General features: G+C 56.4%; 24 protein-coding genes and 1 other annotated feature. Of the genes, 18 read left to right on the top strand and 6 right to left on the bottom strand.

Annotated features, from left to right (window positions below; translation table 11 throughout):
• Genes yidD through rpmH form a run of 3 tightly spaced genes read right to left on the bottom strand, consistent with a single transcriptional unit; the run spans window position 1 to window position 738 of the window.
• Window positions 1-258, bottom strand: coding sequence for a membrane protein insertion efficiency factor YidD (gene yidD / locus ACOTZC_RS15815; protein ID WP_001307474.1), 258 nt, complete (start codon window positions 256-258; stop codon window positions 1-3).
• The gene (gene rnpA / locus ACOTZC_RS15810) at window positions 222-581 is read right to left on the bottom strand and encodes a ribonuclease P protein component (RefSeq protein ID WP_032640303.1); all 360 of its coding nucleotides are present in this window, start codon (window positions 579-581) and stop codon (window positions 222-224) included. The genes yidD and rnpA overlap by 37 nt, the downstream gene beginning before the upstream one ends.
• A 16-nt stretch (window positions 582-597) precedes the next feature.
• Window positions 598-738 (bottom strand): 50S ribosomal protein L34, encoded by a 141-nt coding sequence (gene rpmH / locus ACOTZC_RS15805; RefSeq protein ID WP_000831330.1) that lies wholly within the window; start codon window positions 736-738, stop codon window positions 598-600.
• A gap of 599 nt (window positions 739-1,337) precedes the next feature.
• Here rpmH and dnaA point away from each other — a divergent pair.
• From dnaA to ACOTZC_RS15780, 5 genes are all read left to right on the top strand, one after another.
• Window positions 1,338-2,732, top strand: a complete 1,395-nt coding sequence (gene dnaA, locus ACOTZC_RS15800) for a chromosomal replication initiator protein DnaA (protein WP_010426558.1) — start codon at window positions 1,338-1,340, stop codon at window positions 2,730-2,732.
• Window positions 2,733-2,736: 4 nt separating this feature from the next.
• Complete coding sequence (gene dnaN / locus ACOTZC_RS15795; RefSeq protein ID WP_023309804.1) at window positions 2,737-3,837, top strand: DNA polymerase III subunit beta; 1,101 nt, start codon at window positions 2,737-2,739, stop codon at window positions 3,835-3,837.
• The gene (gene recF, locus ACOTZC_RS15790) at window positions 3,837-4,910 is read left to right on the top strand and encodes a DNA replication/repair protein RecF (RefSeq protein ID WP_126303967.1); all 1,074 of its coding nucleotides are present in this window, start codon (window positions 3,837-3,839) and stop codon (window positions 4,908-4,910) included. Before dnaN ends, recF begins: the two co-directional genes overlap by 1 nt.
• A gap of 28 nt (window positions 4,911-4,938) precedes the next feature.
• Entirely contained in the window at window positions 4,939-7,350 is a 2,412-nt protein-coding gene (gyrB, locus tag ACOTZC_RS15785; protein WP_045400464.1) for a DNA topoisomerase (ATP-hydrolyzing) subunit B, read from the top strand.
• Between the two features lie 244 nt (window positions 7,351-7,594).
• Window positions 7,595-8,377 (top strand): hypothetical protein, encoded by a 783-nt coding sequence (locus ACOTZC_RS15780; protein ID WP_241238615.1) that lies wholly within the window; start codon window positions 7,595-7,597, stop codon window positions 8,375-8,377.
• Window positions 8,378-8,714: 337 nt separating this feature from the next.
• On the opposite strand, the gene ACOTZC_RS15775 is transcribed toward ACOTZC_RS15780, so the two are convergent.
• Complete coding sequence (locus ACOTZC_RS15775) at window positions 8,715-9,650, bottom strand: LysR substrate-binding domain-containing protein (RefSeq protein WP_421635870.1); 936 nt, start codon at window positions 9,648-9,650, stop codon at window positions 8,715-8,717.
• Between the two features lie 110 nt (window positions 9,651-9,760).
• Here ACOTZC_RS15775 and ACOTZC_RS15770 point away from each other — a divergent pair, with 110 nt between their 5' ends.
• The 8 genes from ACOTZC_RS15770 to ACOTZC_RS15735 all read left to right on the top strand — a co-directional run bounded on the left by ACOTZC_RS15770 (window position 9,761) and on the right by ACOTZC_RS15735 (window position 17,948).
• The gene (locus ACOTZC_RS15770; RefSeq protein ID WP_126303963.1) at window positions 9,761-10,786 is read left to right on the top strand and encodes a zinc-dependent alcohol dehydrogenase family protein; all 1,026 of its coding nucleotides are present in this window, start codon (window positions 9,761-9,763) and stop codon (window positions 10,784-10,786) included.
• 115 nt (window positions 10,787-10,901) lie between these two features.
• Window positions 10,902-11,714: a sugar-phosphatase gene (yidA, locus tag ACOTZC_RS15765; protein ID WP_421635869.1), complete on the top strand. Its 813-nt coding sequence runs from the start codon at window positions 10,902-10,904 to the stop codon at window positions 11,712-11,714.
• Between the two features lie 226 nt (window positions 11,715-11,940).
• Entirely contained in the window at window positions 11,941-12,630 is a 690-nt protein-coding gene (gene dgoR / locus ACOTZC_RS15760; protein WP_003861109.1) for a D-galactonate utilization transcriptional regulator DgoR, read from the top strand.
• Window positions 12,627-13,505, top strand: coding sequence for a 2-dehydro-3-deoxygalactonokinase (locus ACOTZC_RS15755; protein ID WP_126303961.1), 879 nt, complete (start codon window positions 12,627-12,629; stop codon window positions 13,503-13,505). Before dgoR ends, ACOTZC_RS15755 begins: the two co-directional genes overlap by 4 nt.
• Window positions 13,489-14,106: a 2-dehydro-3-deoxy-6-phosphogalactonate aldolase gene (locus tag ACOTZC_RS15750; protein WP_126303959.1), complete on the top strand. Its 618-nt coding sequence runs from the start codon at window positions 13,489-13,491 to the stop codon at window positions 14,104-14,106. Before ACOTZC_RS15755 ends, ACOTZC_RS15750 begins: the two co-directional genes overlap by 17 nt.
• Entirely contained in the window at window positions 14,103-15,251 is a 1,149-nt protein-coding gene (dgoD, locus tag ACOTZC_RS15745) for a galactonate dehydratase (RefSeq protein ID WP_045400449.1), read from the top strand. The genes ACOTZC_RS15750 and dgoD overlap by 4 nt, the downstream gene beginning before the upstream one ends.
• A 78-nt stretch (window positions 15,252-15,329) precedes the next feature.
• A complete protein-coding gene (locus tag ACOTZC_RS15740; protein WP_080298643.1) occupies window positions 15,330-16,667 on the top strand; it encodes an MFS transporter in 1,338 nt (445 codons plus the stop codon).
• Between the two features lie 51 nt (window positions 16,668-16,718).
• Window positions 16,719-17,948, top strand: coding sequence for a DUF3748 domain-containing protein (locus ACOTZC_RS15735; protein ID WP_047635108.1), 1,230 nt, complete (start codon window positions 16,719-16,721; stop codon window positions 17,946-17,948).
• On the opposite strand, the gene ACOTZC_RS15730 is transcribed toward ACOTZC_RS15735, so the two are convergent.
• Window positions 17,945-18,277 carry a YceK/YidQ family lipoprotein gene (locus tag ACOTZC_RS15730; RefSeq protein WP_024907391.1) on the bottom strand — a complete coding sequence of 111 codons (333 nt, stop codon included), beginning with the start codon at window positions 18,275-18,277 and terminating at the stop codon, window positions 17,945-17,947. The genes ACOTZC_RS15735 and ACOTZC_RS15730 overlap by 4 nt on opposite strands.
• 248 nt (window positions 18,278-18,525) lie before the next feature.
• Window positions 18,526-18,597: a sequence feature (ROSE (Repression Of Heat Shock gene Expression) occurs in the 5'-region of heat shock genes and acts as an RNA thermometer to modulate expression.), on the top strand.
• On the opposite strand from ACOTZC_RS15730, the gene ibpA reads away from it, so the two are divergent.
• From ibpA to ACOTZC_RS15715, 3 genes are all read left to right on the top strand, one after another.
• The gene (gene ibpA / locus ACOTZC_RS15725; protein ID WP_008500162.1) at window positions 18,591-19,001 is read left to right on the top strand and encodes a small heat shock chaperone IbpA; all 411 of its coding nucleotides are present in this window, start codon (window positions 18,591-18,593) and stop codon (window positions 18,999-19,001) included. (Overlaps the previous feature by 7 nt.)
• A 136-nt stretch (window positions 19,002-19,137) precedes the next feature.
• A complete protein-coding gene (gene ibpB / locus ACOTZC_RS15720; RefSeq protein WP_023309816.1) occupies window positions 19,138-19,566 on the top strand; it encodes a small heat shock chaperone IbpB in 429 nt (142 codons plus the stop codon).
• A 165-nt stretch (window positions 19,567-19,731) separates the two neighbouring features.
• Complete coding sequence (locus ACOTZC_RS15715; protein WP_421635868.1) at window positions 19,732-21,393, top strand: putative transporter; 1,662 nt, start codon at window positions 19,732-19,734, stop codon at window positions 21,391-21,393.
• Here ACOTZC_RS15715 and ACOTZC_RS15710 read toward each other — a convergent pair.
• On the bottom strand, window positions 21,361-22,107 hold the full coding sequence (locus ACOTZC_RS15710) for a GntR family transcriptional regulator (protein WP_063440101.1): 747 nt from the start codon (window positions 22,105-22,107) through the stop codon (window positions 21,361-21,363). The genes ACOTZC_RS15715 and ACOTZC_RS15710 overlap by 33 nt on opposite strands.
• Before the next feature lie 221 nt (window positions 22,108-22,328).
• Between ACOTZC_RS15710 and ACOTZC_RS15705 the strand changes: the two genes are divergently transcribed.
• Together ACOTZC_RS15705 and ACOTZC_RS15700 are read left to right on the top strand one after the other, a co-directional pair.
• Window positions 22,329-23,951, top strand: coding sequence for an alpha-glucoside-specific PTS transporter subunit IIBC (locus ACOTZC_RS15705; RefSeq protein ID WP_126303955.1), 1,623 nt, complete (start codon window positions 22,329-22,331; stop codon window positions 23,949-23,951).
• On the top strand, window positions 23,948-25,270 hold the full coding sequence (locus ACOTZC_RS15700; protein ID WP_023309820.1) for a 6-phospho-alpha-glucosidase: 1,323 nt from the start codon (window positions 23,948-23,950) through the stop codon (window positions 25,268-25,270). The genes ACOTZC_RS15705 and ACOTZC_RS15700 overlap by 4 nt, the downstream gene beginning before the upstream one ends.
• Window positions 25,271-25,278 lie beyond the last annotated feature (8 nt).

Here is a 25,278-nt window from a genome sequence, read left to right as displayed (position 1 = left end):
TTAGTGTTCTCTGGTATCAAAGGGTCCTGGGGGGACGGGGTCGTCTCCACCTGGGTGTAAAGGGTGGCATTTTAATACGCGTTTCACCGTCAACCAACTGCCTTTTATCACTCCAAACCTGCGCAATGCCTCAATTCCGTAGCTTGAGCATGTTGGTGTGAAACGGCAGTGCGGCCCGAGTAGCGGACTAATCAGGCGTTGATAGACCCGAATGAGGGCTATCAGGACCCGTGAGCCAGGCGACAGTGGCGGCGCCATAATTTTTCCAACGCTTCCGAGAGAGCACGGTTATCGAGGTCGGCAACCCCTTTCTTCGCCACCACCACGAAATCCATTGAAGGCAGTTCGTGCTGACGTAAACGGAAGCTTTCACGCGTCAGACGTTTAATCCGATTGCGTTCATGCGCACGCTTAACATTTTTCTTGGCGACTGTGAGACCGATGCGGGGATGCCCCAGCGAATTTTGGCGGCCGAGGATGGTGATTTGCGGCGTGCCAGCCCGTAGTGGCTGCTGGAAGACGAAAGTGAAATGAGCGGGAGTTAACAAACGTAACTCCCTGGGAAATGCTAGCTTAACCACTCAGGGGTTAGCTTTATTACTTGGAAACGGTCAGACGAGCGCGGCCTTTAGCACGACGACGTGCCAGAACCTGACGACCATTTTTAGTAGCCATACGAGCACGGAAGCCGTGAGAACGGTTGCGCTTCAGTACAGACGGTTGAAAAGTGCGTTTCATGGCGATTTCTACCTAAACTTGAATAAATTCACTGACTTTTGCGTATACCCGAACGAGTTTCGAACGACTAACGCCTCAGCGTGGGTGATTAAAGAGGCCGGATTGTAATAATTGTACACTCCGGAGTCAATTCTCTTTCCTTATTTCCCGCGTATTTCCGCACGTTTTCGCGTGGAAAATGAGCAACGGACGACGCAGGAAGATGAGCATCACGCGCCGGGTCGAGGATTATACGGCCTCGCCAACAAAGCGCAAGGATCGTCCCGGATCTTCGTTAGATCATTTAAGCAATAAATTGTCTGTGCTCATTAATTTTTCCAATATGCGGACTAAATCGTGGGGCACTGGTGCCAGGATCGTTTACACTTATTCGGTTCCGGATCTTCCTGTGGATAAATCGGGAAGAATCTGTGAGAAACAGAAGATCTCTGGCTCAGTTTAGGCTATGATCCGCGGTCCCGATCGGGATCCCAGGATCCTGGTCAGGATAAATTGCAGATAGCAATTCGCACGTCCCCCTTTACACAGGGTCATGTCGATGTGCGCCAACAATCATGAATATTCAATAGTTTTCTTTTATTGTTCGAGTGGAGTCCGCCGTGTCACTTTCGCTTTGGCAGCAGTGTCTTGCCCGATTGCAGGATGAGTTACCAGCCACAGAATTCAGTATGTGGATCCGCCCGTTGCAGGCGGAACTGAGCGATAACACGCTGGCTTTGTATGCGCCAAACCGTTTTGTGCTCGATTGGGTAAGGGACAAGTACCTTAATAACATCAATGGACTGCTGAACGATTTCTGCGGGTCAGATGCCCCGCAGCTGCGCTTTGAAGTGGGCACAAAGCCGGTCACCCAAACCGTTCGTGAAACCGTGAACGTAGCAGCGCCCGCTCAGGCCGCTCCTGCTCCGGCCCCTCGCGTCGCACCCGCTCGTCAGGGCTGGGATAATGTCCCTGCACCGGCTGAGCCAACCTACCGCTCTAACGTTAACGTGAAACACACGTTCGATAACTTCGTTGAAGGTAAGTCGAACCAGCTGGCGCGCGCGGCGGCTCGTCAGGTTGCTGATAACCCTGGTGGGGCCTACAACCCGCTGTTCCTATATGGCGGCACGGGTCTGGGTAAAACGCACCTGCTGCATGCGGTGGGTAACGGTATTATGGCGCGCAAGCCCAATGCCAAAGTGGTGTATATGCACTCCGAACGCTTCGTTCAGGACATGGTAAAAGCCCTGCAAAACAATGCGATCGAAGAGTTTAAACGCTACTATCGTTCCGTTGACGCGCTGCTCATCGATGACATCCAGTTCTTTGCGAATAAAGAACGATCGCAGGAAGAGTTTTTCCACACCTTCAATGCCCTGCTGGAAGGCAATCAACAGATCATTTTGACCTCGGATCGTTATCCAAAAGAGATCAACGGCGTTGAAGATCGTCTGAAATCCCGCTTCGGCTGGGGCCTGACCGTGGCGATCGAGCCACCGGAGCTGGAAACCCGCGTCGCGATCCTGATGAAGAAAGCCGATGAAAACGACATTCGCCTGCCGGGCGAAGTGGCGTTCTTCATTGCCAAGCGTCTGCGCTCCAACGTGCGTGAGCTGGAAGGGGCGCTGAACCGCGTTATCGCCAATGCCAACTTCACCGGTCGTGCGATCACTATCGATTTTGTGCGTGAAGCGCTGCGCGATTTGCTGGCATTGCAGGAAAAACTGGTCACTATCGACAATATTCAAAAGACAGTGGCTGAGTACTACAAGATCAAAGTGGCAGATTTACTGTCTAAACGTCGTTCCCGCTCGGTGGCGCGTCCGCGTCAGATGGCGATGGCGCTGGCAAAGGAGTTAACCAACCACAGTCTGCCGGAAATCGGGGATGCGTTTGGTGGCCGTGACCATACGACCGTGCTGCACGCTTGTCGCAAGATTGAGCAGTTACGCGAAGAAAGCCACGACATAAAAGAAGATTTTTCCAATCTAATCAGAACATTATCATCGTGACGCTATGAAATTTACCGTTGAACGTGAACATTTATTAAAACCGCTGCAACAGGTGAGTGGCCCATTAGGTGGCCGCCCAACGCTGCCTATTCTCGGAAACCTGCTGCTTCAGGTCGCGGACGGTACGCTGTCGCTGACCGGTACAGACCTGGAAATGGAAATGATCGCGCGCGTTACGCTGACGCAGCCGCACGACGCGGGCGCGACCACGGTTCCGGCACGTAAATTCTTTGATATCTGCCGCGGGCTGCCGGAAGGCGCTGAAATCGCCGTGCAGCTGGAAGGCGACCGTATGCTGGTGCGCTCTGGCCGCAGCCGTTTCTCGCTCTCCACGCTGCCTGCTGCGGACTTCCCGAACCTGGACGACTGGCAGAGCGAAGTTGAATTCACCCTGCCGCAGGCGACGATGAAGCGTCTGATTGAAGCCACGCAGTTCTCCATGGCGCATCAGGACGTCCGTTACTACTTAAACGGCATGCTGTTCGAAACCGAAGGTGAAGAGCTGCGTACCGTAGCCACCGACGGCCACCGTCTGGCGGTTTGTTCTATGCCGATTGGCGACGCGCTGCCAAACCATTCGGTGATCGTGCCGCGTAAAGGGGTGATTGAGCTGATGCGTATGCTCGACGGCGGCGACACGCCGCTGCGCGTGCAGATCGGCAGCAACAATATCCGCGCACACGTGGGCGATTTTGTCTTCACTTCGAAGCTGGTTGACGGTCGTTTCCCTGATTATCGCCGCGTATTGCCGAAGAATCCGGACAAAACGCTGGAAGCAGGCTGCGACAGCCTCAAGCAGGCCTTTGCCCGTGCGGCCATTCTTTCAAACGAGAAATTCCGCGGCGTGCGCCTGTACGTGAGTGAAAACCAGATCAAAATCACCGCTAACAACCCGGAGCAGGAAGAGGCAGAAGAAATTCTGGACGTCACCTACGCCGGAACCGAGATGGAAATCGGCTTTAACGTCAGCTACGTGCTGGATGTGCTGAATGCGCTGAAGTGCGAGAACGTGCGCATTCTGCTGACCGACTCCGTTTCAAGCGTACAGATTGAAGATGCCGCATCACAGTCGGCTGCTTATGTTGTCATGCCAATGAGACTGTAATGTCGCTCACCCGTCTGTTGATCCGCGACTTTCGCAATATCGAAAGCGCGGATCTCGCTTTATCCCCTGGCTTTAACTTCCTGGTTGGCGCAAACGGCAGCGGCAAAACCAGCGTGCTTGAGGCCATCTATACGCTCGGCCACGGTCGGGCGTTTCGCAGTTTGCAGATTGGTCGCGTCATTCGCCACGAGCAGGAATCCTTTGTCCTGCACGGGCGTTTGCAGGGGGCGGGGCGGGAAACCGCCATCGGCCTGACCAAAGACAAGCAGGGCGACAGTAAGGTGCGCATCGACGGCACCGACGGCCATAAAGTGGCGGAGCTGGCGCTGCTGATGCCAATGCAGCTGATTACGCCGGAGGGGTTTACTTTACTCAACGGCGGCCCCAAATACAGAAGAGCATTCCTCGACTGGGGATGCTTTCACAACGAAGCCGGTTTCTTTAACGCCTGGAGCAACCTGAAGCGTCTGCTCAAGCAGCGTAACGCTGCACTGCGCCAGGTTACCCGTTACGCCCAGCTGCGTCCGTGGGACATGGAGTTAATCCCTCTCGCGGAACAAATCAGCAACTGGCGTGCCGAATACAGCGCAGGTATCGCCGAAGATATGGCCGACACCTGCAAACAGTTTTTACCTGAATTCTCTCTCACCTTCTCCTTCCAGCGCGGCTGGGAGAAAGAGACGGATTATGCCGAGGTGTTAGAGAGAAGCTTCGAGCGCGACCGCATGTTGACCTACACCGCGCACGGCCCGCACAAGGCGGATTTCCGCATTCGTGCCGACGGTGCACCGGTGGAAGACACGCTGTCGCGCGGGCAGCTCAAGCTCCTGATGTGTGCGCTGCGCCTGGCACAGGGAGAGTTTCTCACCCGCGAGAGCGGAAGACGCTGCCTGTACCTGATAGATGATTTTGCCTCGGAACTTGATGACGCGCGGCGCGGGCTGCTTGCCAGCCGCTTAAAAGCCACGCAGTCGCAGGTTTTCGTCAGCGCCATTAGCGCTGAACACGTTATAGACATGTCGGACGAAAATTCGAAGATGTTTACCGTGGAAAAGGGTAAAATAACGGATTAACCCAAGTTGAAATGAGCGAGAAACGTTGATGTCGAATTCTTATGACTCCTCCAGTATCAAAGTCCTGAAAGGGCTGGATGCGGTGCGTAAGCGCCCGGGTATGTATATCGGCGACACGGATGACGGCACCGGTCTGCACCACATGGTATTCGAGGTGGTAGATAACGCTATCGACGAAGCGCTCGCGGGTCACTGTAAAGACATCGTGGTCACCATCCATGCGGATAACTCCGTCTCCGTCACCGATGATGGTCGTGGCATCCCAACCGGTATTCACCCGGAAGAGGGCGTCTCTGCCGCGGAAGTGATCATGACCGTGCTGCACGCAGGCGGTAAGTTCGACGATAACTCCTATAAAGTTTCCGGCGGCCTGCACGGCGTAGGCGTCTCCGTGGTTAACGCCCTGTCGCAGAAGCTGGAGCTGGTTATCCAGCGCGAAGGCAAGATCCACCGTCAGCTCTATACGCACGGCGTGCCGCAGGCACCGCTGGCCGTTACTGGCGATACCGACAAAACCGGTACCATGGTGCGTTTCTGGCCGAGCCTCGAAACCTTCACCAACGTCACCGAATTCGAGTACGACATCCTGGCGAAACGCCTGCGTGAACTGTCGTTCCTGAACTCCGGCGTCTCTATTCGCCTGCGCGACAAGCGTGACGGCAAAGAAGACCACTTCCACTACGAAGGCGGTATCAAGGCGTTCGTTGAGTATCTGAACAAGAACAAAACGCCTATTCACCCGAATATCTTCTATTTCTCCACCGAAAAAGACGGTATCGGCGTGGAAGTGGCGCTGCAGTGGAACGACGGTTTCCAGGAAAATATTTACTGCTTCACCAACAACATTCCACAGCGTGACGGCGGTACGCACCTTGCAGGCTTCCGTGCGGCGATGACCCGTACCCTAAACGCCTACATGGACAAAGAAGGCTACAGCAAGAAAGCGAAAGTCAGCGCTACCGGTGATGACGCCCGTGAAGGCCTGATTGCCGTTGTCTCCGTGAAGGTGCCGGATCCGAAGTTCTCCTCACAGACCAAAGACAAGCTGGTCTCTTCCGAGGTGAAATCGGCGGTTGAACAGCAGATGAACGAACTGCTGAGCGAATACCTGCTGGAAAACCCGTCCGACGCGAAAATCGTGGTGGGTAAAATTATCGATGCGGCGCGTGCCCGTGAAGCGGCGCGTAAAGCCCGTGAAATGACCCGTCGTAAAGGCGCGCTGGACTTAGCAGGCCTGCCGGGCAAACTGGCTGACTGCCAGGAACGCGACCCGGCGCTGTCCGAACTGTACCTCGTGGAAGGGGACTCCGCGGGCGGTTCTGCGAAGCAGGGCCGTAACCGTAAGAACCAGGCTATCCTGCCGCTGAAGGGTAAAATCCTCAACGTTGAGAAGGCGCGCTTCGACAAGATGCTCTCTTCTCAGGAAGTGGCGACGCTCATTACCGCGCTGGGCTGCGGCATCGGCCGTGATGAGTACAACCCGGACAAACTGCGCTACCACAGCATCATCATCATGACCGATGCGGACGTCGACGGCTCGCACATTCGTACGCTGCTGTTGACCTTCTTCTATCGTCAGATGCCTGAAATCGTTGAGCGTGGCCACGTCTACATTGCCCAGCCGCCGCTGTACAAAGTGAAGAAAGGCAAGCAGGAACAGTACATTAAAGACGACGAAGCGATGGATCAGTACCAAATCGCAATCGCCCTTGATGGCGCAACCCTGCATGCGAACTCGCACGCCCCTGCACTGGCCGGCGAGCCGCTGGAGCGTCTGGTGTCCGAGTTCAACGCGACGCAGAAAATGATCACGCGTATGGAACGCCGCTATCCGAAAACGCTGCTGAAGGAGCTGGTTTATCAGCCAACCCTGACCGAAGCCGATCTGAGCGACGAGCAGACCGTAACCCGCTGGGTGAACGCCCTGGTGACCGATCTCAACGAGAAAGAGCAGCACGGCAGCATGTGGAAATGCGATATCCAGCAGAACGCCGATAAGCAGTTCGAGCCTATTATTCGCGTGCGTACCCACGGCGTTGACACCGACTACCCGCTGGAACATGAGTTTGTGACCGGTCCGGAATACCGTCGTATCTGTACGCTCGGCGAGACGCTGCGCGGCCTGATCGAAGACGATGCGTTCATCGAACGTGGCGAACGTCGTCAGCCGGTAACCAGCTTCGAGCAGGCGCTGGACTGGCTGGTGAAAGAGTCTCGTCGTGGTCTTGCGATCCAGCGTTATAAAGGTCTGGGTGAAATGAACCCGGAGCAGCTGTGGGAAACTACCATGGATCCGGAAAGCCGCCGCATGCTGCGCGTCACCGTTAAAGATGCGATTGCTGCAGACCAGCTGTTCACGACCCTGATGGGCGATGCGGTTGAACCACGTCGTGCCTTCATCGAAGAGAACGCCCTGAAAGCGGCAAATATCGATATTTAACGGTTGTTATTGTGGGGTCTCATTTCAAATGAAATGACATCTCATAAAGAATGCAGTCGGTTAAGAACAAAAAGAGAGGGGCACGATGTCCCTCTCTTTTTTTGCTTAAATTGGTGTATCAATAGAACAAAGTCGATCTCATTGGCATAACCCTCTACCAGGAGAATATATCCCGAACATACCCTGACGAAGAGTATGGTGGTCTGTTAGAGTTGAAATCGTTACGGAAAAAGGAATACACCGAATGAGCAGCAGGAGCGATATTATCGGGGCCGATGAATGGCAGGTAACGACCCGCAGTGGCCTCATCTACAGTGAGGTCCTCGGTTGGATTGACCTGGGGCATGCCAGGGGCGAAGATATTTCCCTGCTTCTGGCTGATTTCAGCAGCGGCGAAGCCAGTGGCAGACCTTATTACACGATTGCATACAATCAGAGAATGAATATCGGGAAAGGACTTGCCGGAACGGGTAAGTTTGTTCGCTGGGAAATAAAACGTGGGCGCTCGATGTCAGAAATTAACAGCATTGCCCTGGCCATGATGATGGATACCGCGAGAAATTTTGAAAATTACCAGTCTCGCGCTTTTTTCAGCTGGTACACCGATAGCGGGTTCAGCGGAGAAGACCTGGTGTCGGATCTGCTCGGTTTTTACAGGGCGCTGATTCCTTCGGATTACCGGGCTCAGTTGAGGCCTGTCAGCCGTGAAAGCGCACTACGCCGCTGGGATCATTACGGACCGATCGGTAATTTCAAGAACCGGGGTTTTCTTCCACTGATGTTTCCCGACCCTGATGACCTAAATATCCGGCATGAACCCTATAAAGGCTCGCTTCCCCGCTTTATGAAGTGGGTAACGCCGTTTGATAACTTCAGTTCAGACATTGTTCGTATTCTTAACGATAACGGCACACATATCATTCCTTCTTTACCCACTCAGGACGACGTTGAGCATGAAAAAGTTAGCCATATTCTCAGGGCTGGCCATCGTGATTGTCACGGTCATATACCTCCTTTTGCCGTATGAGCCTGAGATGACATACCGTGAATCAGATAGGGTTCGCTATCATCTTTACACCCCAGAATCGATTAAGCAGGTACCACGCCTTTCACCGGATTATACCTTCAGCCACTCTGCTGCAAATGGACAGCCGGAAACCGCTGGCGTGTGCTTTAGCGGGGTATCTGATACCGCTGCACTTAAACAATACCTTGTTTCGCGTGGCTATTCCTTTGCGAGAAAAGCTCCCGCCGGGGAGTTGTGGACGTCAGAACGTAGCCGGGATGTGTACTTCACTGTTATAAGCAGATTTTCGCCTGGTAAGCAGGTTTGCCTGTATGAATCAGATCGTTAACCTGTGCTTTTAGCGCGGCTTTTTTGTGGGCGCAGGCATATCCAGCGACATCACGGACGGTAAACGGCTCGCCAGAGTATCTATCGCTATTCTTACCCTCAGCGGCAGATGCGGCGTCTGCTGCCACACGGCATGAACGTTGAAATGCACATCCGGTGCCTGCTTTAAGAGCGGGACGAGTTTACCCTGGTGAATATCTTTGACGACCATCCAGCAGGGCAGCCATGCAATGCCGTGTCCGGCCAGCGCAGCGTCGCAGATCGCCTGCAAATCATCCATATTGAGCGACGATCGGGGCGTAAAGGTGTGCGACTTTCCTTCGTTATCCATCAGCTGCCAGGATAACACTCTGCCTGCGCTCAAATAGTTAATGGCCGTATGCTGGGATAAATCATTAACGCTTTGTGGCTGGCCTTTCTTCAGCAGATACTCCGGCGCGGCGCACAGCACCATGCGGTGTTCTCCCAGCTTTCTGGCGACCAGCACGCTGCTGTCCTGAAGCGTGCCGTTACGCACCGCCATATCAAACCCTTCCTCGACCAGATCCACCACGCGGTCGCTGAATGACATTTCCAGCTCAAGCCCGGGGTGTTCCTGAGCCAGCGCTATCAGCAGCGGGGCGACACACTGGCGGCCAAACAGCACCGGCATGGAAATGCGCAGGCGACCGCTGACCTGCTGTTTCCCCGTCTCAAGCAGCGATTCCGCACTCCGAATCTCCTCCAGCGCGCGCAGGCAGCGTTCATAAAAAAGGGCGCCGTTATCGGTCAGACTCTGGCTGCGGGTGGTGCGCTGAAAAAGACGTACCCCCAGCCGTTGTTCAAGGCGAGCGATGCTTTTTCCGACCGCCGAGCGTGACAAATGCAGACGAATGGCAGCCTGCGCAAAACTTCCCGCCTCAACGGCGGCCACAAAAACAGGAATGTCCTTCAGCGTATCGGTCATCGATTGTATCTGTTATGGCGTCAATAAAGAGAAAACTTATCGCCACTGGCGACCTTTAGTCAACGGTAGACTGTCAGGACTAAAGCTCATCTGATGGCAGGAGAAATTAAATGACAGAGACAATGCAACGCTGGTCCATGGATGCCCTCGGGCGCGAGAACCTCAAGCTGACTCAGGCGCCCGTCCCACAGCCGGGCCCGGGTGAAGTGCGCGTGCGCGTAAATGCCGTTGCGCTTAACTATCGCGATAAAATGGTTGTTGAAGGCACAATGCCGATCCCGCTTTCCTTCCCGTTTACCCCGGCATCTGACATGGCGGGCGTGGTGGACAGCATTGGTGAAGGCGTCACGCGCTTCCAGCCCGGCGCGCGCGTCATCTCAACCTTCTTCCCTGAGTGGATCGACGGTAAGCCGCAGGCGGACGCGCGCAATCTGCCCTATAAAACGTCCGGCGGATACTTTCAGGGCATGCTGTCCGAGTATGTGATTGTGAATGAAGGCGCGCTGGTGGCCTCCCCGGAGACTCTGGATGACGCCGAGGCCAGCACCTTACCTTGCGCAGGGCTTACCGCCTGGTTTGCGCTGGTGGAACGCGGCCAGCTGCGCGCCGGGCAATCGGTGCTGGTGCAGGGCACGGGCGGCGTGGCGATATTCGCCCTGCAAATCGCAAAAGCGCACGGGGCTGAGGTTTTTGTCACCTCGGGGAGTGATGAAAAGCTGGCGCTGGCCAAAAAGCTGGGAGCCAGCCAGGGCATCAACCGTCTGAAAGGCGACTGGGCGGAAAATACGCTGGCGCTCACGCAGGATCGCGGCATCGACCATATTATTGAAACCGTAGGCGGAGAGAACCTGAAGCATTCCCTGCGCGCCGTTGCCGTTCACGGACATATCTCCGTCATTGGCGTGCTGGCCGGGACGGAGATTACGCTCTCTGCTGGCGAACTGCTGCTGAAATCCCCCGTCATTCAGGGGATTGGCGTGGGGCATCGCCGGGCGCTGGAAGATTTTGTCCGCGCAGTTGACGTCACGGGGCTGAAGCCGGTGATCGAGCATCGCTACCGTTTTAACGAGCTTGAACAGGCGTTTGAACACCTCGATCGCGGCGCGTTCGGTAAAATAGTTCTCACCCGCGAGTAAGCCTTTGTTCCCCGGAATAAACGTAAAAGGGGCATTCCTGTTGCGCAATATAGCTCTATTTTTGTGTGCTTAATCGCGTTAGCATGAGGCAGCACTCATTTATTCCGGGGAACTCATGGCTATCAAACTCATCGCAATCGACATGGACGGCACGCTGCTGCTGCCAGATCACACTATCTCTCCAGCCGTTAAAAACGCGATCGCCGCGGCGCGCGCAAAGGGCGTGAATGTGGTCCTGACCACGGGGCGTCCGTATGCGGGCGTACACAGCTACCTGAAAGAGCTGCACATGAATCAGCCGGGCGACTACTGCATCACCTATAACGGCGCGCTGGTGCAGAAAGCCGCTGACGGCAGTACGGTTGCGCAAACCGCGCTGAGCTACGATGACTATCTGTTCCTGGAAAAACTGTCCCGTGAAGTGGGTTCCCACTTCCACGCGCTCGATCGCAATACGCTCTATACCGCCAACCGCGATATCAGCTACTACACGGTACATGAATCATACGTTGCGACCATTCCGCTGGTGTTCTGTGAAGCGGAGAAAATGGACCCGGCCACGCAGTTCCTGAAAGTGATGATGATCGACGAGCCGGAGATCCTGGATAAAGCGATTGCGCGCATTCCGGCGGAGGTAAAAGAGAAGTACACCGTGCTGAAAAGTGCGCCGTACTTCCTCGAAATCCTCGATAAACGCGTCAATAAAGGCACCGGTGTCAAATCACTGGCCGATGCGCTGGGCATTAAACAGGAAGAGATCATGACGCTGGGCGACCAGGAAAATGACATCGCGATGATCGAATTCGCCGGTATGGGCGTGGCGATGGATAACGCCATTCCATCCGTGAAAGAAGTGGCCAACTTCGTGACAAAATCCAACCTGGAAGACGGCGTTGCTTACGCGATCGAGAAGTTTGTGCTGCAGTAACGCTTATTTTTAATCATCAGCCTCGGTTATCAACCGGGGCTTTTTTTTGCGCTGAATTTATTGAATTGTTCTTTTTGTGATCTTGATTGTAGTACATCATTAAATGATTGTACTACATTACGGCCATGACAAAGACGAACTCCCTCACGTTTGTACTGCAAAAGTGAGGTGAAATTCAGCGGTCGCGGTAAAGTAGTGATGGACATACAGAGCACAAGGACTCTCCATGACACTCAATAAAACCGATCGCATCGTCATCACGCTGGGCACCCAGATTGTGGGTGGCAAATACGTTCCCGGTTCGCCGCTGCCGGCAGAGGCCGAACTGTGTGAGGAGTTTGAAACCTCGCGCAACATCATCCGGGAAGTATTCCGCTCGCTGATGGCGAAGCGGCTGATTGAAATGAAGCGCTATCGCGGCGCGTTTGTTGCCCCGCGTAATCAGTGGAACTACCTCGATACCGACGTGCTGCAGTGGGTGCTGGAAAATGACTACGACCCGCGGCTTATCGGCGCGATGAGCGAAGTCCGAAACCTGGTTGAACCGGCCATCGCCCGCTGGGCGGCGGAACGCGCAACTTCCGGCGATTTGGCCCAGATCGAGTCGGCTTTAAACGACATGATCGCCAATAACCAGAACCGGGAGGCGTTTAACGAGGCAGATATTCGCTACCACGAAGCGGTGCTGCAGTCGGTGCATAACCCGGTATTACAGCAGCTTAGCGTAGCGATCAGCTCGCTACAGCGAGCAGTATTTGAACGTACCTGGATGGGCGATGAGGCCAACATGCCGAAAACGCTCCAGGAACATAAAGCGCTGTTCGATGCGATAAGGCATCAGGACGGCGATGCGGCAGAGCAGGCGGCACTTACCATGATTGCCAGCTCGACACGAAGGCTGAAGGAAATCACATGACATCTCGCTACATCGCAATTGACTGGGGATCGACCAATCTGCGCGCCTGGCTGTATGAGGGCGAGCAGTGCCTGGAAAGCAGGCAATCAGAAGCAGGCGTGACGCGCCTGAACGGTAAATCCCCCGAGGCGGTGTTAGCAGAGGTCACACAAAACTGGCGCGACAGCGCCACGCCGGTAGTGATGGCGGGTATGGTCGGCAGCAACGTAGGGTGGAAAATCGCGCCTTACCTGCCGGTTCCCGCCCATTTTTCCGCTATTGGTGAGCAGTTAACGTCCGTTGGCGACAATATCTGGATTATTCCCGGCTTGTGCGTTTCTCGCGACGACAACCACAACGTGATGCGCGGCGAAGAGACGCAGCTGCTTGGTGCGCGCGCGCTTTCTCCTTCTTCTGTCTACGTCATGCCCGGAACGCACTGCAAGTGGGTCCAGGCTGACGCTGAGCAAATCCACGACTTTCGCACCGTGATGACCGGCGAGCTGCACCATTTGCTGCTCAACCATTCGCTGGTTGGGGCCGGTTTACCTGAGCAGGAAGCCTCGGCAGAGGCGTTTGCTGCCGGGCTTGAACGTGGGATCGCTTCTCCTGATGTCTTGCCGCACCTTTTTGAGGTTCGCGCCTCGCACGTGCTGGGAAATCTCCCGCGCGAGCAGGTCAGCGAGTTTCTTTCCGGCCTGCTGATTGGCGCTGAGGTTGCCAGCATGCGTGATTTCATCGCGCACGAGCAGGCCATCGCCATTGTCGCAGGCGCATCGCTGACGTCGCGCTACGAGCAGGCGTTTCGCGCCGTGGGGCGCGATGTTTTAACGATATCCGGCGACACGGCATTTCAGGCAGGAATAAGGAGCATCGCTCATGCAGTGGCAAACTGATCTTCCCCTTATCGCGATTTTGCGCGGCATCACGCCCGATGAGGCGTTAGCCCACGTCGGCGCGGTTATTGACGCCGGGTTCGACGCGGTGGAAATCCCGCTTAACTCTCCGGAGTGGGAAAAAAGCATTCCGGCCGTGGTGAAGGCCTTTGGTGATAAGGCGCTGATTGGCGCAGGCACCGTGTTACAGCCTGAGCAGGTGGATCGGCTGGCGGAAATGGGCTGCAGGCTTATCGTCACGCCCAACATTCAGCCAGAGGTGATCCGCCGCGCGGTGGGGCACGGCATGACCGTCTGCCCGGGCTGCGCCACCGCCACGGAAGCCTTTACTGCTCTCGAAGCAGGCGCACAGTCGCTCAAAATTTTCCCGTCATCGGCTTTTGGTCCGGACTACATCAAAGCGCTGAAAGCGGTATTGCCCGCCAGCGTGCCGATCTTTGCCGTAGGCGGCGTAACGCCAGAAAACCTGGGCCAGTGGATGAGCGCTGGCTGTGTGGGCGCGGGGCTGGGCAGCGATCTTTATCGTGCCGGACAGTCCGTGGAGCGTACCGCACAGCAGGCGGCAGCATTTGTGAAAGCGTATCGAGAGGCAGTGAAATGAAAATAACCAAACTCACCACGTACCGTTTACCCCCGCGCTGGATGTTCCTGAAAATCGAAACCGATGAAGGGGTTGTGGGCTGGGGCGAACCGGTGATTGAAGGGCGGGCGCGTACCGTAGAAGCGGCGGTGCACGAGCTGGGTGAATACCTGATTGGTCAGGATCCGGCGCGCATTAACGACCTTTGGCAGATGATGTACCGCGCGGGCTTCTACCGCGGGGGGCCGATCCTGATGAGCGCCATCGCCGGCATCGACCAGGCGCTGTGGGATATCAAAGGCAAAGTGCTGAACGCGCCGGTCTGGCAATTGATGGGCGGCCTGGTGCGCGACAAAATCAAAGCCTACAGCTGGGTCGGCGGTGACCGTCCTGCGGAAGTGATTGATGGCATCACGCAGCTGCGCAACATCGGCTTCGACACTTTCAAGCTCAACGGCTGCGAAGAGATGGGCATTATCGACAACTCGCGCGCGGTAGACCGGGCGGTGAACACCGTGGCGCAAATCCGTGAAGCCTTCGGCAACGAGATTGAGTTTGGCCTGGATTTCCACGGCCGCGTCAGCGCGCCGATGGCCAAAGTTCTGATCAAAGAGCTGGAGCCGTATCGTCCGCTGTTTATTGAAGAGCCGGTGCTGGCCGAGCAGGCCGAGTACTACCCGAAACTGGCTGAACAGACCCACATCCCTATCGCGGCGGGTGAACGTATGTTCTCGCGCTTCGAGTTCAAACGCGTGCTTGAAGCGGGCGGCATTGCCATCCTGCAGCCGGACCTCTCTCACGCGGGCGGCATAACTGAATGCTACAAAATTGCCGGGATGGCAGAGGCTTACGATGTGGCATTGGCACCGCACTGCCCGCTAGGCCCGATCGCGCTGGCTGCCTGTTTGCACGTCGACTTTGTCTCCCGCAATGCGGTGTTCCAGGAACAGAGCATGGGGATTCACTATAACAAGGGCGCGGAACTGCTCGATTTTGTGAAAAATAAAGAAGACTTCTGCATGGAAGGCGGTTTCTTTAAACCGTTAACGAAGCCGGGCCTTGGCGTAGAAATTGACGAAGCCAAAGTCATTGAGCTGAGTAAAAATGCGCCAGACTGGCGTAACCCGCTGTGGCGTCATGAGGACGGCAGCGTAGCGGAATGGTAATCGCCATCCCGTAGACCCGATAAGCCTCCGGGCAAAAATCATACATACAAAAATATAACCCTCTGTAAATTACAGGGCATGGTGAGCGGCTTCGCTATGCCCAAAATCTGGAGACAGATTGCGATGGATATTCCAGTTACCGCTACAAAAACCGGGCGTCGCCGCTACCTGACGCTGATTATGATCTTTATTACCGTGGTCATTTGCTATGTAGACCGCGCCAACCTTGCCGTGGCATCGGCCCATATCCAGGAAGAGTTTGGCATCACCAAAGCGGAAATGGGCTACGTCTTTTCGGCGTTTGCCTGGCTGTATACTTTATGTCAGATCCCGGGCGGCTGGTTCCTTGACCGCGTGGGTTCACGTCTGACCTATTTCATTGCCATTTTCGGCTGGTCAGTGGCGACCCTGTTCCAGGGCTTCGCGACCGGGCTGATGTCGCTGATTGGCCTGCGCGCCATCACCGGGGTGTTCGAAGCGCCCGCGTTTCCGACCAACAACCGTATGGTGACTAGCTGGTTCCCGGAACACGAGCGCGCGTCCGCCGTTGGCTTTTACACCTCCGGGCAGTTTGTCGGCCTGGCGTTCCTGACGCCGCTGCTGATCTGGATCCAGGAGCTGCTGAGCTGGCACTGGGTATTCATCGTCACGGGTGGGATTGGCATTATCTGGTCGCTGATCTGGTTCAAGGTTTACCAGCCGCCGCGTCTGACCAAAAGCATCACCAAAGCCGAGCTGGACTACATCCGCGACGGCGGTGGCCTGGTGGACGGCGATGCGCCGGTGAAAAAAGAGGCGCGCCAGCCGCTGACCAAAGCGGACTGGAAGCTGGTCTTCCATCGTAAGCTGGTGGGTGTTTATCTGGGCCAGTTCGCGGTGACCTCCACGCTGTGGTTCTTCCTCACCTGGTTCCCGAACTACCTGACCCAGGAGAAGGGGATCGCGGCGCTGCAGGCGGGCTTTATGACCACCGTGCCGTTTCTCGCAGCATTCTTCGGCGTGCTGCTCTCCGGCTGGCTGGCCGATAAGCTGGTGAAAAAAGGCTACTCGCTGGGCGTGGCGCGTAAAACGCCGATCATCTGCGGCTTGCTGATCTCAACCTGCATCATGGGTGCCAACTACACCAACGATCCGGTGTGGATTATGACCCTGATGGCGGTGGCGTTCTTCGGTAACGGTTTCGCCTCTATCACCTGGTCGCTGGTGTCGTCCCTTGCGCCGATGCGGCTGATTGGCCTGACCGGCGGCGTGTTCAACTTTGTCGGCGGGCTGGGCGGGATCACCGTACCGCTGGTCATCGGCTACCTGGCGCAGGACTACGGCTTCGGCCCGGCGCTGGTCTATATTTCTGCCGTGGCGCTGATCGGGGCACTCTCCTACATCCTGCTGGTGGGCGACGTGAAACGAGTAGGCTAATCTCTGCGGATGTTTTACCCTGATGCATTCACCGTGCATCAGGGTATCCTCATGAAACAAATCACCTTCGCTTCCCGCAACCACCAGCTGACCAACATCAATACCTGGACGCCGGACAGCCAGTGGCTGGTCTACGACGTGCGCCCGTCCGGTGCGTCGTTCACCGGTGAAACCATCGAGCGGGTCAATGTCGCGACGGGTGAGGTAGAGGTGGTTTATCGCGCGACTGACGGCGCGCATGTCGGCGTGGTGACCGTTCATCCTGCAGAAGAGAAATATGTCTTTATCCACGGCCCGAAAAACCCGGATGCAGACTGGCACTACGATTTTCATCATCGTCAGGGAGTGGTTGCGCAAAACGGTCATGTGAGCAACCTGGACGCGATGGATATCACAGCGCCTTACACCGCAGGCGCGCTGCGCGGCGGCAGCCACGTCCATGTCTTCAGCCCAAACGGGCAGCTCGTCAGCTTTACCTATAACGACCATGTTCTGCACGAACGCGATCCTAAACTTGATTTACGCAACGTCGGCGTGGCTGCGCCTTACGGCCCGGTGAACCCGCGCGGGAACCATCCGCGCGAATATTCAGGTACATTCTGGAGCGTGCTGGTCAGCCGCACGACGCCCAACCCGCAGCCGGGCAGCGACGAGATTAACCGCGCCTACGAAGAGGGCTGGGTGGGCAACGACAGGCTGGCGTTCATCGGCGACACCCTGTCTGAGCAGGGTGAAAAAGTCCCGGAACTGTTTATCGTAAATCTGCCGGAAGACGAGCAGGGCTGGAAGCATGCGGGCGATGCGCCGCTACAGGGCACGACGGAGACCCTGCCAGCGCCGCCTGCGGGTGTGAAGCAGCGTCGTTTGACCTTCACGCATCAGAGGGCGTACCCGGGCCTGGTGAACGTGCCGCGTCACTGGGTTCGCTGCAACCCGCAGGGGACACAGATTGCGTTTCTGATGCGGGATGATAACGGCATTGTGCAGCTGTGGCTGATCTCTCCTGAGGGAGGCGAGCCGCGCCAGTTGACGCGTACCGGGAGCGATATTCAGTCAGCATTTAACTGGCATCCTGCGGGCGATCGTCTGGGGTTTGTGCTCGAAAATCGGATCGCCTGCTGCGACGCACAGACCGGAGAGGTGACGTTTTTGACGTCCGATCACGGCAACCCGCCGTCTGCTGATGCGGTCGTGTTTTCCCCTGACGGGCGCGTTATTGCGTGGATGGAGGAGACAGCCGGTTTCCGTCAGCTTTGGGTGACGGAAACCGCGCAGTACTAGCGTGGAGGCATTTCAGCGGGCGGGATGACGGCGTTTGTCGCCAGATTTTCCTGCTCGCTTTTCTCTACACGCGAGCGTACGGAGTTGTCCTTACGAAACATATCCCACGGCAGCAGAAGCGTATCCGCCACGGCCGTAAACGGCATATCCAGGATAACCAGGGATTTGGTGCCCCAGTTTGTATCGTCATCGGAGATCATCGCCGCGCTGGCGCGCGTCCCCGGATATGTTCCTTCTTTACCGCCGGTGTGAGACATCACGCTCGAACACCCGCAAAGTAAAACTACCCCGCTGAACGTCGTCAGCTTTATCAGAACATTTTTCATCATCACTCAGTCATCGTTAATGGCACTGCATAGACCTGCAACTCAGGGTTATAGCGAGCCTTATCCAAAATGGATAGCTCTATAACCCCGCACTGTGGCAGCCATCGCAATTTAACCCTTTGTGCTGTTGTCCCAGTCTAAGCGAGATGCAGGAAAGTGCAAAAAAAAGTGCAGCTGTCGTTCTTGAAAAGCCCGATTGCAGACCCATTTTAAGAATGTGGCCCGATAACGAACTCGCCTGATGGGTGTTCGGGGGCGCAAAGGCCTGTCCATGGTGGAAGGCTACAATTTCTCGCTGATTTCAGGAGTTTTATTTATGCGTAACTTCGATCTTTCTCCGCTATACCGTTCTGCAATTGGTTTTGACCGCCTGTTTAACCATTTAGAAAATAACCAAAGCCAGAGCAACGGCTACCCTCCATACAATGTTGAGCTGGTTGACGAAAACCACTACCGCATCGCCATTGCCGTCGCCGGTTTTGCAGAAAACGAACTGGAGATCACCGCGCAGGACAACCTGCTGGTGGTGAAAGGTTCCCATACGGCCGAGCAGAAAGAACGTACCTACCTCTATCAGGGCATCGCCGAGCGCAACTTTGAACGCAAATTCCAGTTAGCCGAGAACATTCACGTTAAAGGCGCGAACCTGGTTAACGGTCTGCTGTTTATCGAACTGGAACGTGTGATTCCGGAAGAGAAAAAACCGCGCCGTATCGAAATTAACTAATTACGCGGGTCGCGTGAGCGGCCCACCCGAACTTGCTTGCCGTAACGGGAGCATATGCGAATCCATCAGGATTTGCAGGAATAACTGTGCACAAAATTACACTGTGCCGAACTCGCTTCTCAGAAGGAGATTTAGTATGCGTAACTATGATTTATCCCCCCTGCTGCGTCAGTGGATTGGTTTTGACAAACTTGCTAACGCCCTGCAAAGCACCACCGAGCAACAGACGTTTCCGCCGTACAACATCGAAAAAAGCGACGATAACCACTATCGCATTACCCTTGCGCTGGCCGGTTTCCGCCAGGACGATCTGGACATCCAGCTTGAAGGCACTCGCCTGACCGTGAAGGGGTCGCCGGAAAAACAAGAGACCGAGACCAAATGGCTGCATCAGGGGTTGGTTAATCAGCCGTTTAGCCTGAGCTTTACCCTGGCAGACCATATGGAAGTGTCCGGCGCAACGTTTACCAACGGTCTGCTGCATATCGACCTGATCCGCAACGTGCCGGAAGCCATCGCGCCGCAGCGTATCGCCATTAGCGAGCGGCCGGCGTTGAACAGTTAGCACTGTGCGGGCTGATGCCCTCACCCTGGCCCTCTCCCTGTGGGAGAGGGTGAAAAGATAAAGCCCTGCCCCGGCAGGGCTTTTTTGTGCGCCATCACCCATACAACCGCCCCCGGCTCTGAGAGAATCCTTAGCATAACTAAGGTTATGCTAAGGGAGTGGGTCATGAGTGATATCGCGTTAACCGTCAGCGTGTTGGCCCTGGTCGCTGTTGTTGGCCTGTGGATAGGTAATATCAAAATCCGCGGCGTCGGGTTTGGGATAGGCGGGGTACTGTTTGGCGGCATTTTTGTCGGGCACTTCGCCGACAAGCTCGGGCTGGTCCTCAGCGCCGAAATGCTCCACTTTACCCAGGAGTTCGGCCTGATCCTCTTCGTTTATACCATCGGTATTCAGGTGGGACCGGGCTTTTTCGCCTCACTTCGGGTTTCCGGTTTACGGCTCAACCTGTTTGCCCTCGGCATTGTGGTGATGGGCGGGCTGGTCACCGCAATTCTGCACAAAATCTTCGATATCCCGCTCCCCGTGGTGCTGGGCATTTTCTCCGGGGCGGTTACCAACACGCCTGCGCTCGGTGCCGGGCAGCAAATCCTGCGCGATTTGGGTATCGAACCCGGCATTGTCGACCAGATGGGGATGAGCTACGCCATGGCCTATCCGTTTGGGATTTGCGGCATTCTGCTTTCCATGTGGCTGGTGCGCGTCCTGTTTCGCATTAACGTCGACAAAGAGGCGAAGGACCATGAAACCACGCTCACCAACGGCCATATGCCAATTAAAACCATCAACATTCGGGTCGATAACCCCAACCTGAACAATATGGCGATTCAGGACGTGCCGATTCTGAACAGCGCCAATATCATCTGCTCCCGCCTCAAGCGTGACGATATGCTGATGGTGCCTGGCCCCGGCACCGTCATTCAGCAGGGCGATCTGCTGCACCTGGTCGGCCAGCCCGGAGATTTAAACAACGCGCGGCTGGTGATTGGCCAGGAAGTGGATACCTCGCTCTCAACCCGCGGCACCGATATGAGCGTGGAACGCGTTGTGGTGACTAACGAACACGTTCTTGGCAAGAAAATACGCGATCTGCAGGTAAAAGAGCGCTATGACGTGGTGATCTCTCGCCTTAACCGTGCGGGTGTTGAACTGGTCGCCAGCCCGGAGGCCAGCCTGCAGTTCGGGGATATCCTCAACCTGGTCGGGCGCCCGTCGTCCATCGACGCCGTGGCGGATATGGTGGGTAACGCCCAGCAAAAGCTGCAGCAGGTGCAGATGCTGCCGGTGTTTATCGGTATCGGGCTCGGCGTGCTGCTCGGTTCTATTCCTGTGTACGTGCCGGGCTTCCCGGTGGCGCTCAAGCTGGGCCTGGCGGGTGGACCGCTGATTATGGCGCTGATCCTCGGGCGTATCGGCTGTATCGGGAAGCTTTACTGGTTTATGCCACCGAGCGCCAACCTGGCGCTGCGCGAGCTGGGTATCGTGCTGTTCCTGGCGGTGGTCGGGCTGAAGTCCGGCGGGGATTTTGTCGATACCCTGGTCAAGGGCGAAGGGATGAGCTGGGTAGGCTACGGTATCTTTATCACGGCGATCCCGCTGCTGACGGTGGGAATACTGGCGCGGATGTTCGCCAAAATGAACTACCTGACGCTGTGCGGGATGCTGGCGGGCTCCATGACCGATCCACCCGCGCTGGCTTTTGCCAACAACCTGCACGCCACCAGCGGTGCGGCCGCGCTCTCCTATGCCACCGTCTATCCGCTGGTGATGTTCCTGCGCATCATCACCCCGCAGCTACTGGCGGTGCTGTTCTGGGGGATGAGCTAGTAAATCTTCCGGGTGGATGCGCCGCAGATGGTAGTCCACCTGGTAATCACTGGTATTTCGGAACATTACGGAATAATTGAGGAACTCGCCGCTGTCGCTGTAGGAGAGAGACGTAATTCGCAGCAGCGGCGTCTGTTCCGGCAGGTTCATATAACCGGCCAGCGTTTTATCTGCCAGCACCGGCGTCAGGCTCTCGTAGTTGCCGCTGATAGTGATCCCGCACTCCTTCTCGATGTAATCAAACTTAGACCCCTCAAGATGCGCCAGCGACAGATTGCGGAACAGCTTCACCGGCATAAAGCTGTCCTCCAGCATCAGCGGCTTCCCGTCCACGTAGCGCACCCGCCGGGAAAAGTAGATCCGCTCATCCACCTGAATCCGCAGCTGGCTGGCGATAGCGGGCGGGGCGGGCATCACTTCAAACTGTAAGACCTTACTCTGCACCTCTTTTCCCTGCTGCCGCAGCACCTCCACCAGCCCGGTCAGGTTGGTGGTTTCGTGGTGAACGTCTTTGCGCGAGACAAAGGTTCCGCTGCCGTGCCGCCGCTCAACCAGCCCCCAGCTCACCAGCAGATCGAGCGCCTTGCGGATGGTCATTCGCGCCACGCCGAACTCCTGCGCCAGCGCCTTTTCGCCGGGCAGCGGGCTGCCGATGTTGTAGTCCGACGAATTCAGCCGCAGCCGCAATCTGTCGGCGATAGATTTGTAGATCACCAGTAGACCTCTCTGCCCTTATCAGAGCGTGGATTGTGTCCTGACATGTCCATGTTTACCTCAAAAAGTAGACCTGATTGGTCAAAATAAAACCATGAATGCGATCACGAATCGCAGCGGCACGCCATGTTCGCGCATCAGTAAGTTCTTATGCTCACCTCAGGCCAGCAAAAAACCATAAAGGCCTCTACCCCTACAGGTTGTTTCATGAGGATTTAAAAATGCTCAGTCAAATACAACGTTTTGGCGGTGCCATGTTTACCCCGGTGTTGCTGTTTCCGTTCGCCGGGATCGTGGTGGGAATCGCCATCATGCTTCGCAACCCGCTGTTTGTCGGCGAAGCGCTAACGGCCCCCGATCATCTTTTCGCGCAGATTGTTCACATCATTGAAGAGGGCGGCTGGGCGGTGTTTCGCAATATGCCGCTGATTTTTGCCGTTGGCTTACCGATTGGCCTGGCGAAGCAGGCGCAGGGCCGAGCCTGTCTGGCGGTGCTGATTAGCTTTCTGACCTGGAACTACTTCATTAACGCGATGGGGATGACCTGGGGCCACTTCTTCGGCGTCGACTTCTCCGCCGAGCCGACGGCGGGTAGCGGGCTGGCGATGATTGCCGGCATCAAAACGCTCGATACCAGCATCATCGGCGCCATTGTGATCTCAGGTATCGTCACCGCCATCCACAACCGCTACTTCGACAAGCCGCTGCCGGTCTTTCTGGGGATTTTCCAGGGCAGCTCGTTTGTCGTTATCCTCGCGTTCTTCGTCATGATCCCCTGCGCCTGGCTGACGCTGCTGGGCTGGCCAAAAGTACAGATGGGCATTGAGTCCCTGCAGGCGTTTCTGCGCTCCGCCGGTGCGCTGGGCGTGTGGGTGTATACCTTCCTGGAACGCATTCTGATCCCAACCGGATTGCACCACTTCGTCTACGGTCCGTTCATCTTCGGCCCGGCGGCGGTGGAAGGCGGGATTCAGGTCTACTGGGCACAGCACCTGCAGGAGTTCAGCCAGAGCACCCTGCCGCTGAAAACCCTCTTCCCGGAAGGCGGGTTCGCGCTGCACGGCAACTCAAAAGTGTTTGGCTCGGTCGGGATTGCGCTGGCGATTTGGTACACCGCGTCGCCGGAAAACCGCGTCAAGGTGGCGGGGCTGCTGGTGCCGGCCACGCTCACCGCCGTGCTGGTGGGCATCACGGAACCTCTTGAGTTCACCTTCCTGTTTATCTCGCCGCTGCTGTTTGCCGTCCATGCGGTGCTGGCGGCGACTATGGCAACGGTGATGTACGCCTTTGGCGTGGTCGGGAACATGGGCGGCGGCCTGCTGGACCAGTTCCTGCCGCAAAACTGGATCCCAATGTTTCATAACCACGCCTCGACGGTATTCACCCAGATCGGCATCGGCGTCTGCTTCACCGGCATCTACTTCGCGGTCTTCAAAACGCTGATCGAACGTCTGAACCTGAAAACGCCGGGCCGGGAAGAGAGCGAAATCAAACTCTACAGCAAGGCCGACTATAAGGCGGCGCGCGGGCAAACCACCGTCCCGGCCGCGGCCAGCCAGCAGGTCGGGCAGGCCGCCGGATTCCTGCAGGCGCTCGGCGGCGCGGCCAACATCGAAAGCATCAACAACTGCGCCACCCGCTTGCGCATTGCGCTGGTGGATATGGCGAAAACCCAAAGCGATGACGTCTTCAAAGCCCTCGGCGCCCACGGCGTGGTGCGACGCGGCAACGGCATTCAGGTGATTGTCGGCCTGCACGTTCCTCAGGTGCGCGACCAGCTGGAATCGTTGATGAAAACTCCTTTAACAAATGAACAAACCACCCTGACAGAGGCTATATCATGAAAAAATTCTCAGTTGTCATTGCAGGCGGCGGCAGCACCTTTACGCCTGGTATCGTCCTGATGCTGTTAGCCAACCGTGACCGTTTCCCGCTGCGCGCGCTGAAGTTCTATGACAACGACGGCGCACGTCAGGAAACCATCGCCGAAGCGTGCAAAATCATCCTCAGGGAGCAGGCGCCGGAGATCGAATTCAGCTACACCACCGACCCTAAAGCGGCGTTTACCGATGTGGATTTTGTGATGGCGCATATCCGCGTGGGCAAATACCCGATGCGCGAAAAAGATGAAAAAATCCCGCTGCGCCACGGCGTGCTGGGCCAGGAAACCTGCGGACCGGGCGGCATCTCCTACGGCATGCGCTCGATCGGCGGCGTGCTGGAGCTGGTGGATTATATGCAGCAGTACTCCCCGAACGCGTGGATGCTGAACTACTCCAACCCGGCGGCGATTGTCGCGGAAGCCACGCGTCGCCTGCGTCCGAACGCCAAAATCCTCAACATCTGCGATATGCCGATCGGCATTGAAGGGCGCATGGCGCAGATTGTCGGCCTGAAAAACCGCAAAGAGATGCGCGTGCGCTACTACGGTCTGAACCACTTCGGCTGGTGGACGTCGATTGAAGATCTCAACGGCAACGATCTGATGCCGAAACTGCGCGAATACGTGGCGAAAAACGGCTATGTGCCGCCTTCGGAAGATGCGCATACCGAAGCGAGCTGGAACGATACCTTTGCCAAGGCCAGAGATGTACAGGCGCTTGATCCGGATACCATGCCGAACACCTACCTGAAGTATTACCTGTTCCCGGACTATGTGGTCGCGCACTCCAATCCGGAACGCACCCGCGCCAATGAGGTCATGGATCACCGTGAAAAGCATGTGTTCAGCGCCTGCCGGGCAATTATTGAAGCCGGTCACTCCGCCGCCGGTGAGCTGGAAATCGACGAACATGCGTCGTACATCGTCGATCTGGCGACGGCGATTGCCTTCAACACCCAGGAGCGGATGCTGCTGATTGTGCCTAACAACGGGGCCATCCATAACTTTGATGCCGACGCGATGGTGGAGATCCCGTGCCTGGTTGGCCATAACGGGCCGGAGCCGCTCACGGTGGGCGATATTCCGCACTTCCAGAAAGGGCTGATGAGCCAGCAGGTGGCGGTGGAAAAACTGGTGGTGGATGCCTGGGAGCAGCGCTCGTACCAGAAACTCTGGCAGGCGATCACCCTGTCGAAAACCGTGCCGAGCGCGTCCGTCGCGAAAGCGATTCTGGATGACCTGATCGCGGCCAATAAGGACTACTGGCCAGAGCTGCACTAATCGTCCTG

The sequence above is a fragment of the Enterobacter cloacae complex sp. SHL009 genome, from assembly GCF_049237205.1.
Classification (GTDB): domain Bacteria; phylum Pseudomonadota; class Gammaproteobacteria; order Enterobacterales; family Enterobacteriaceae; genus Enterobacter; species Enterobacter cloacae_M.
Note: the sequence above shows the minus strand (reverse complement) of the source record. Positions and strands in the feature narration are given on the sequence as shown.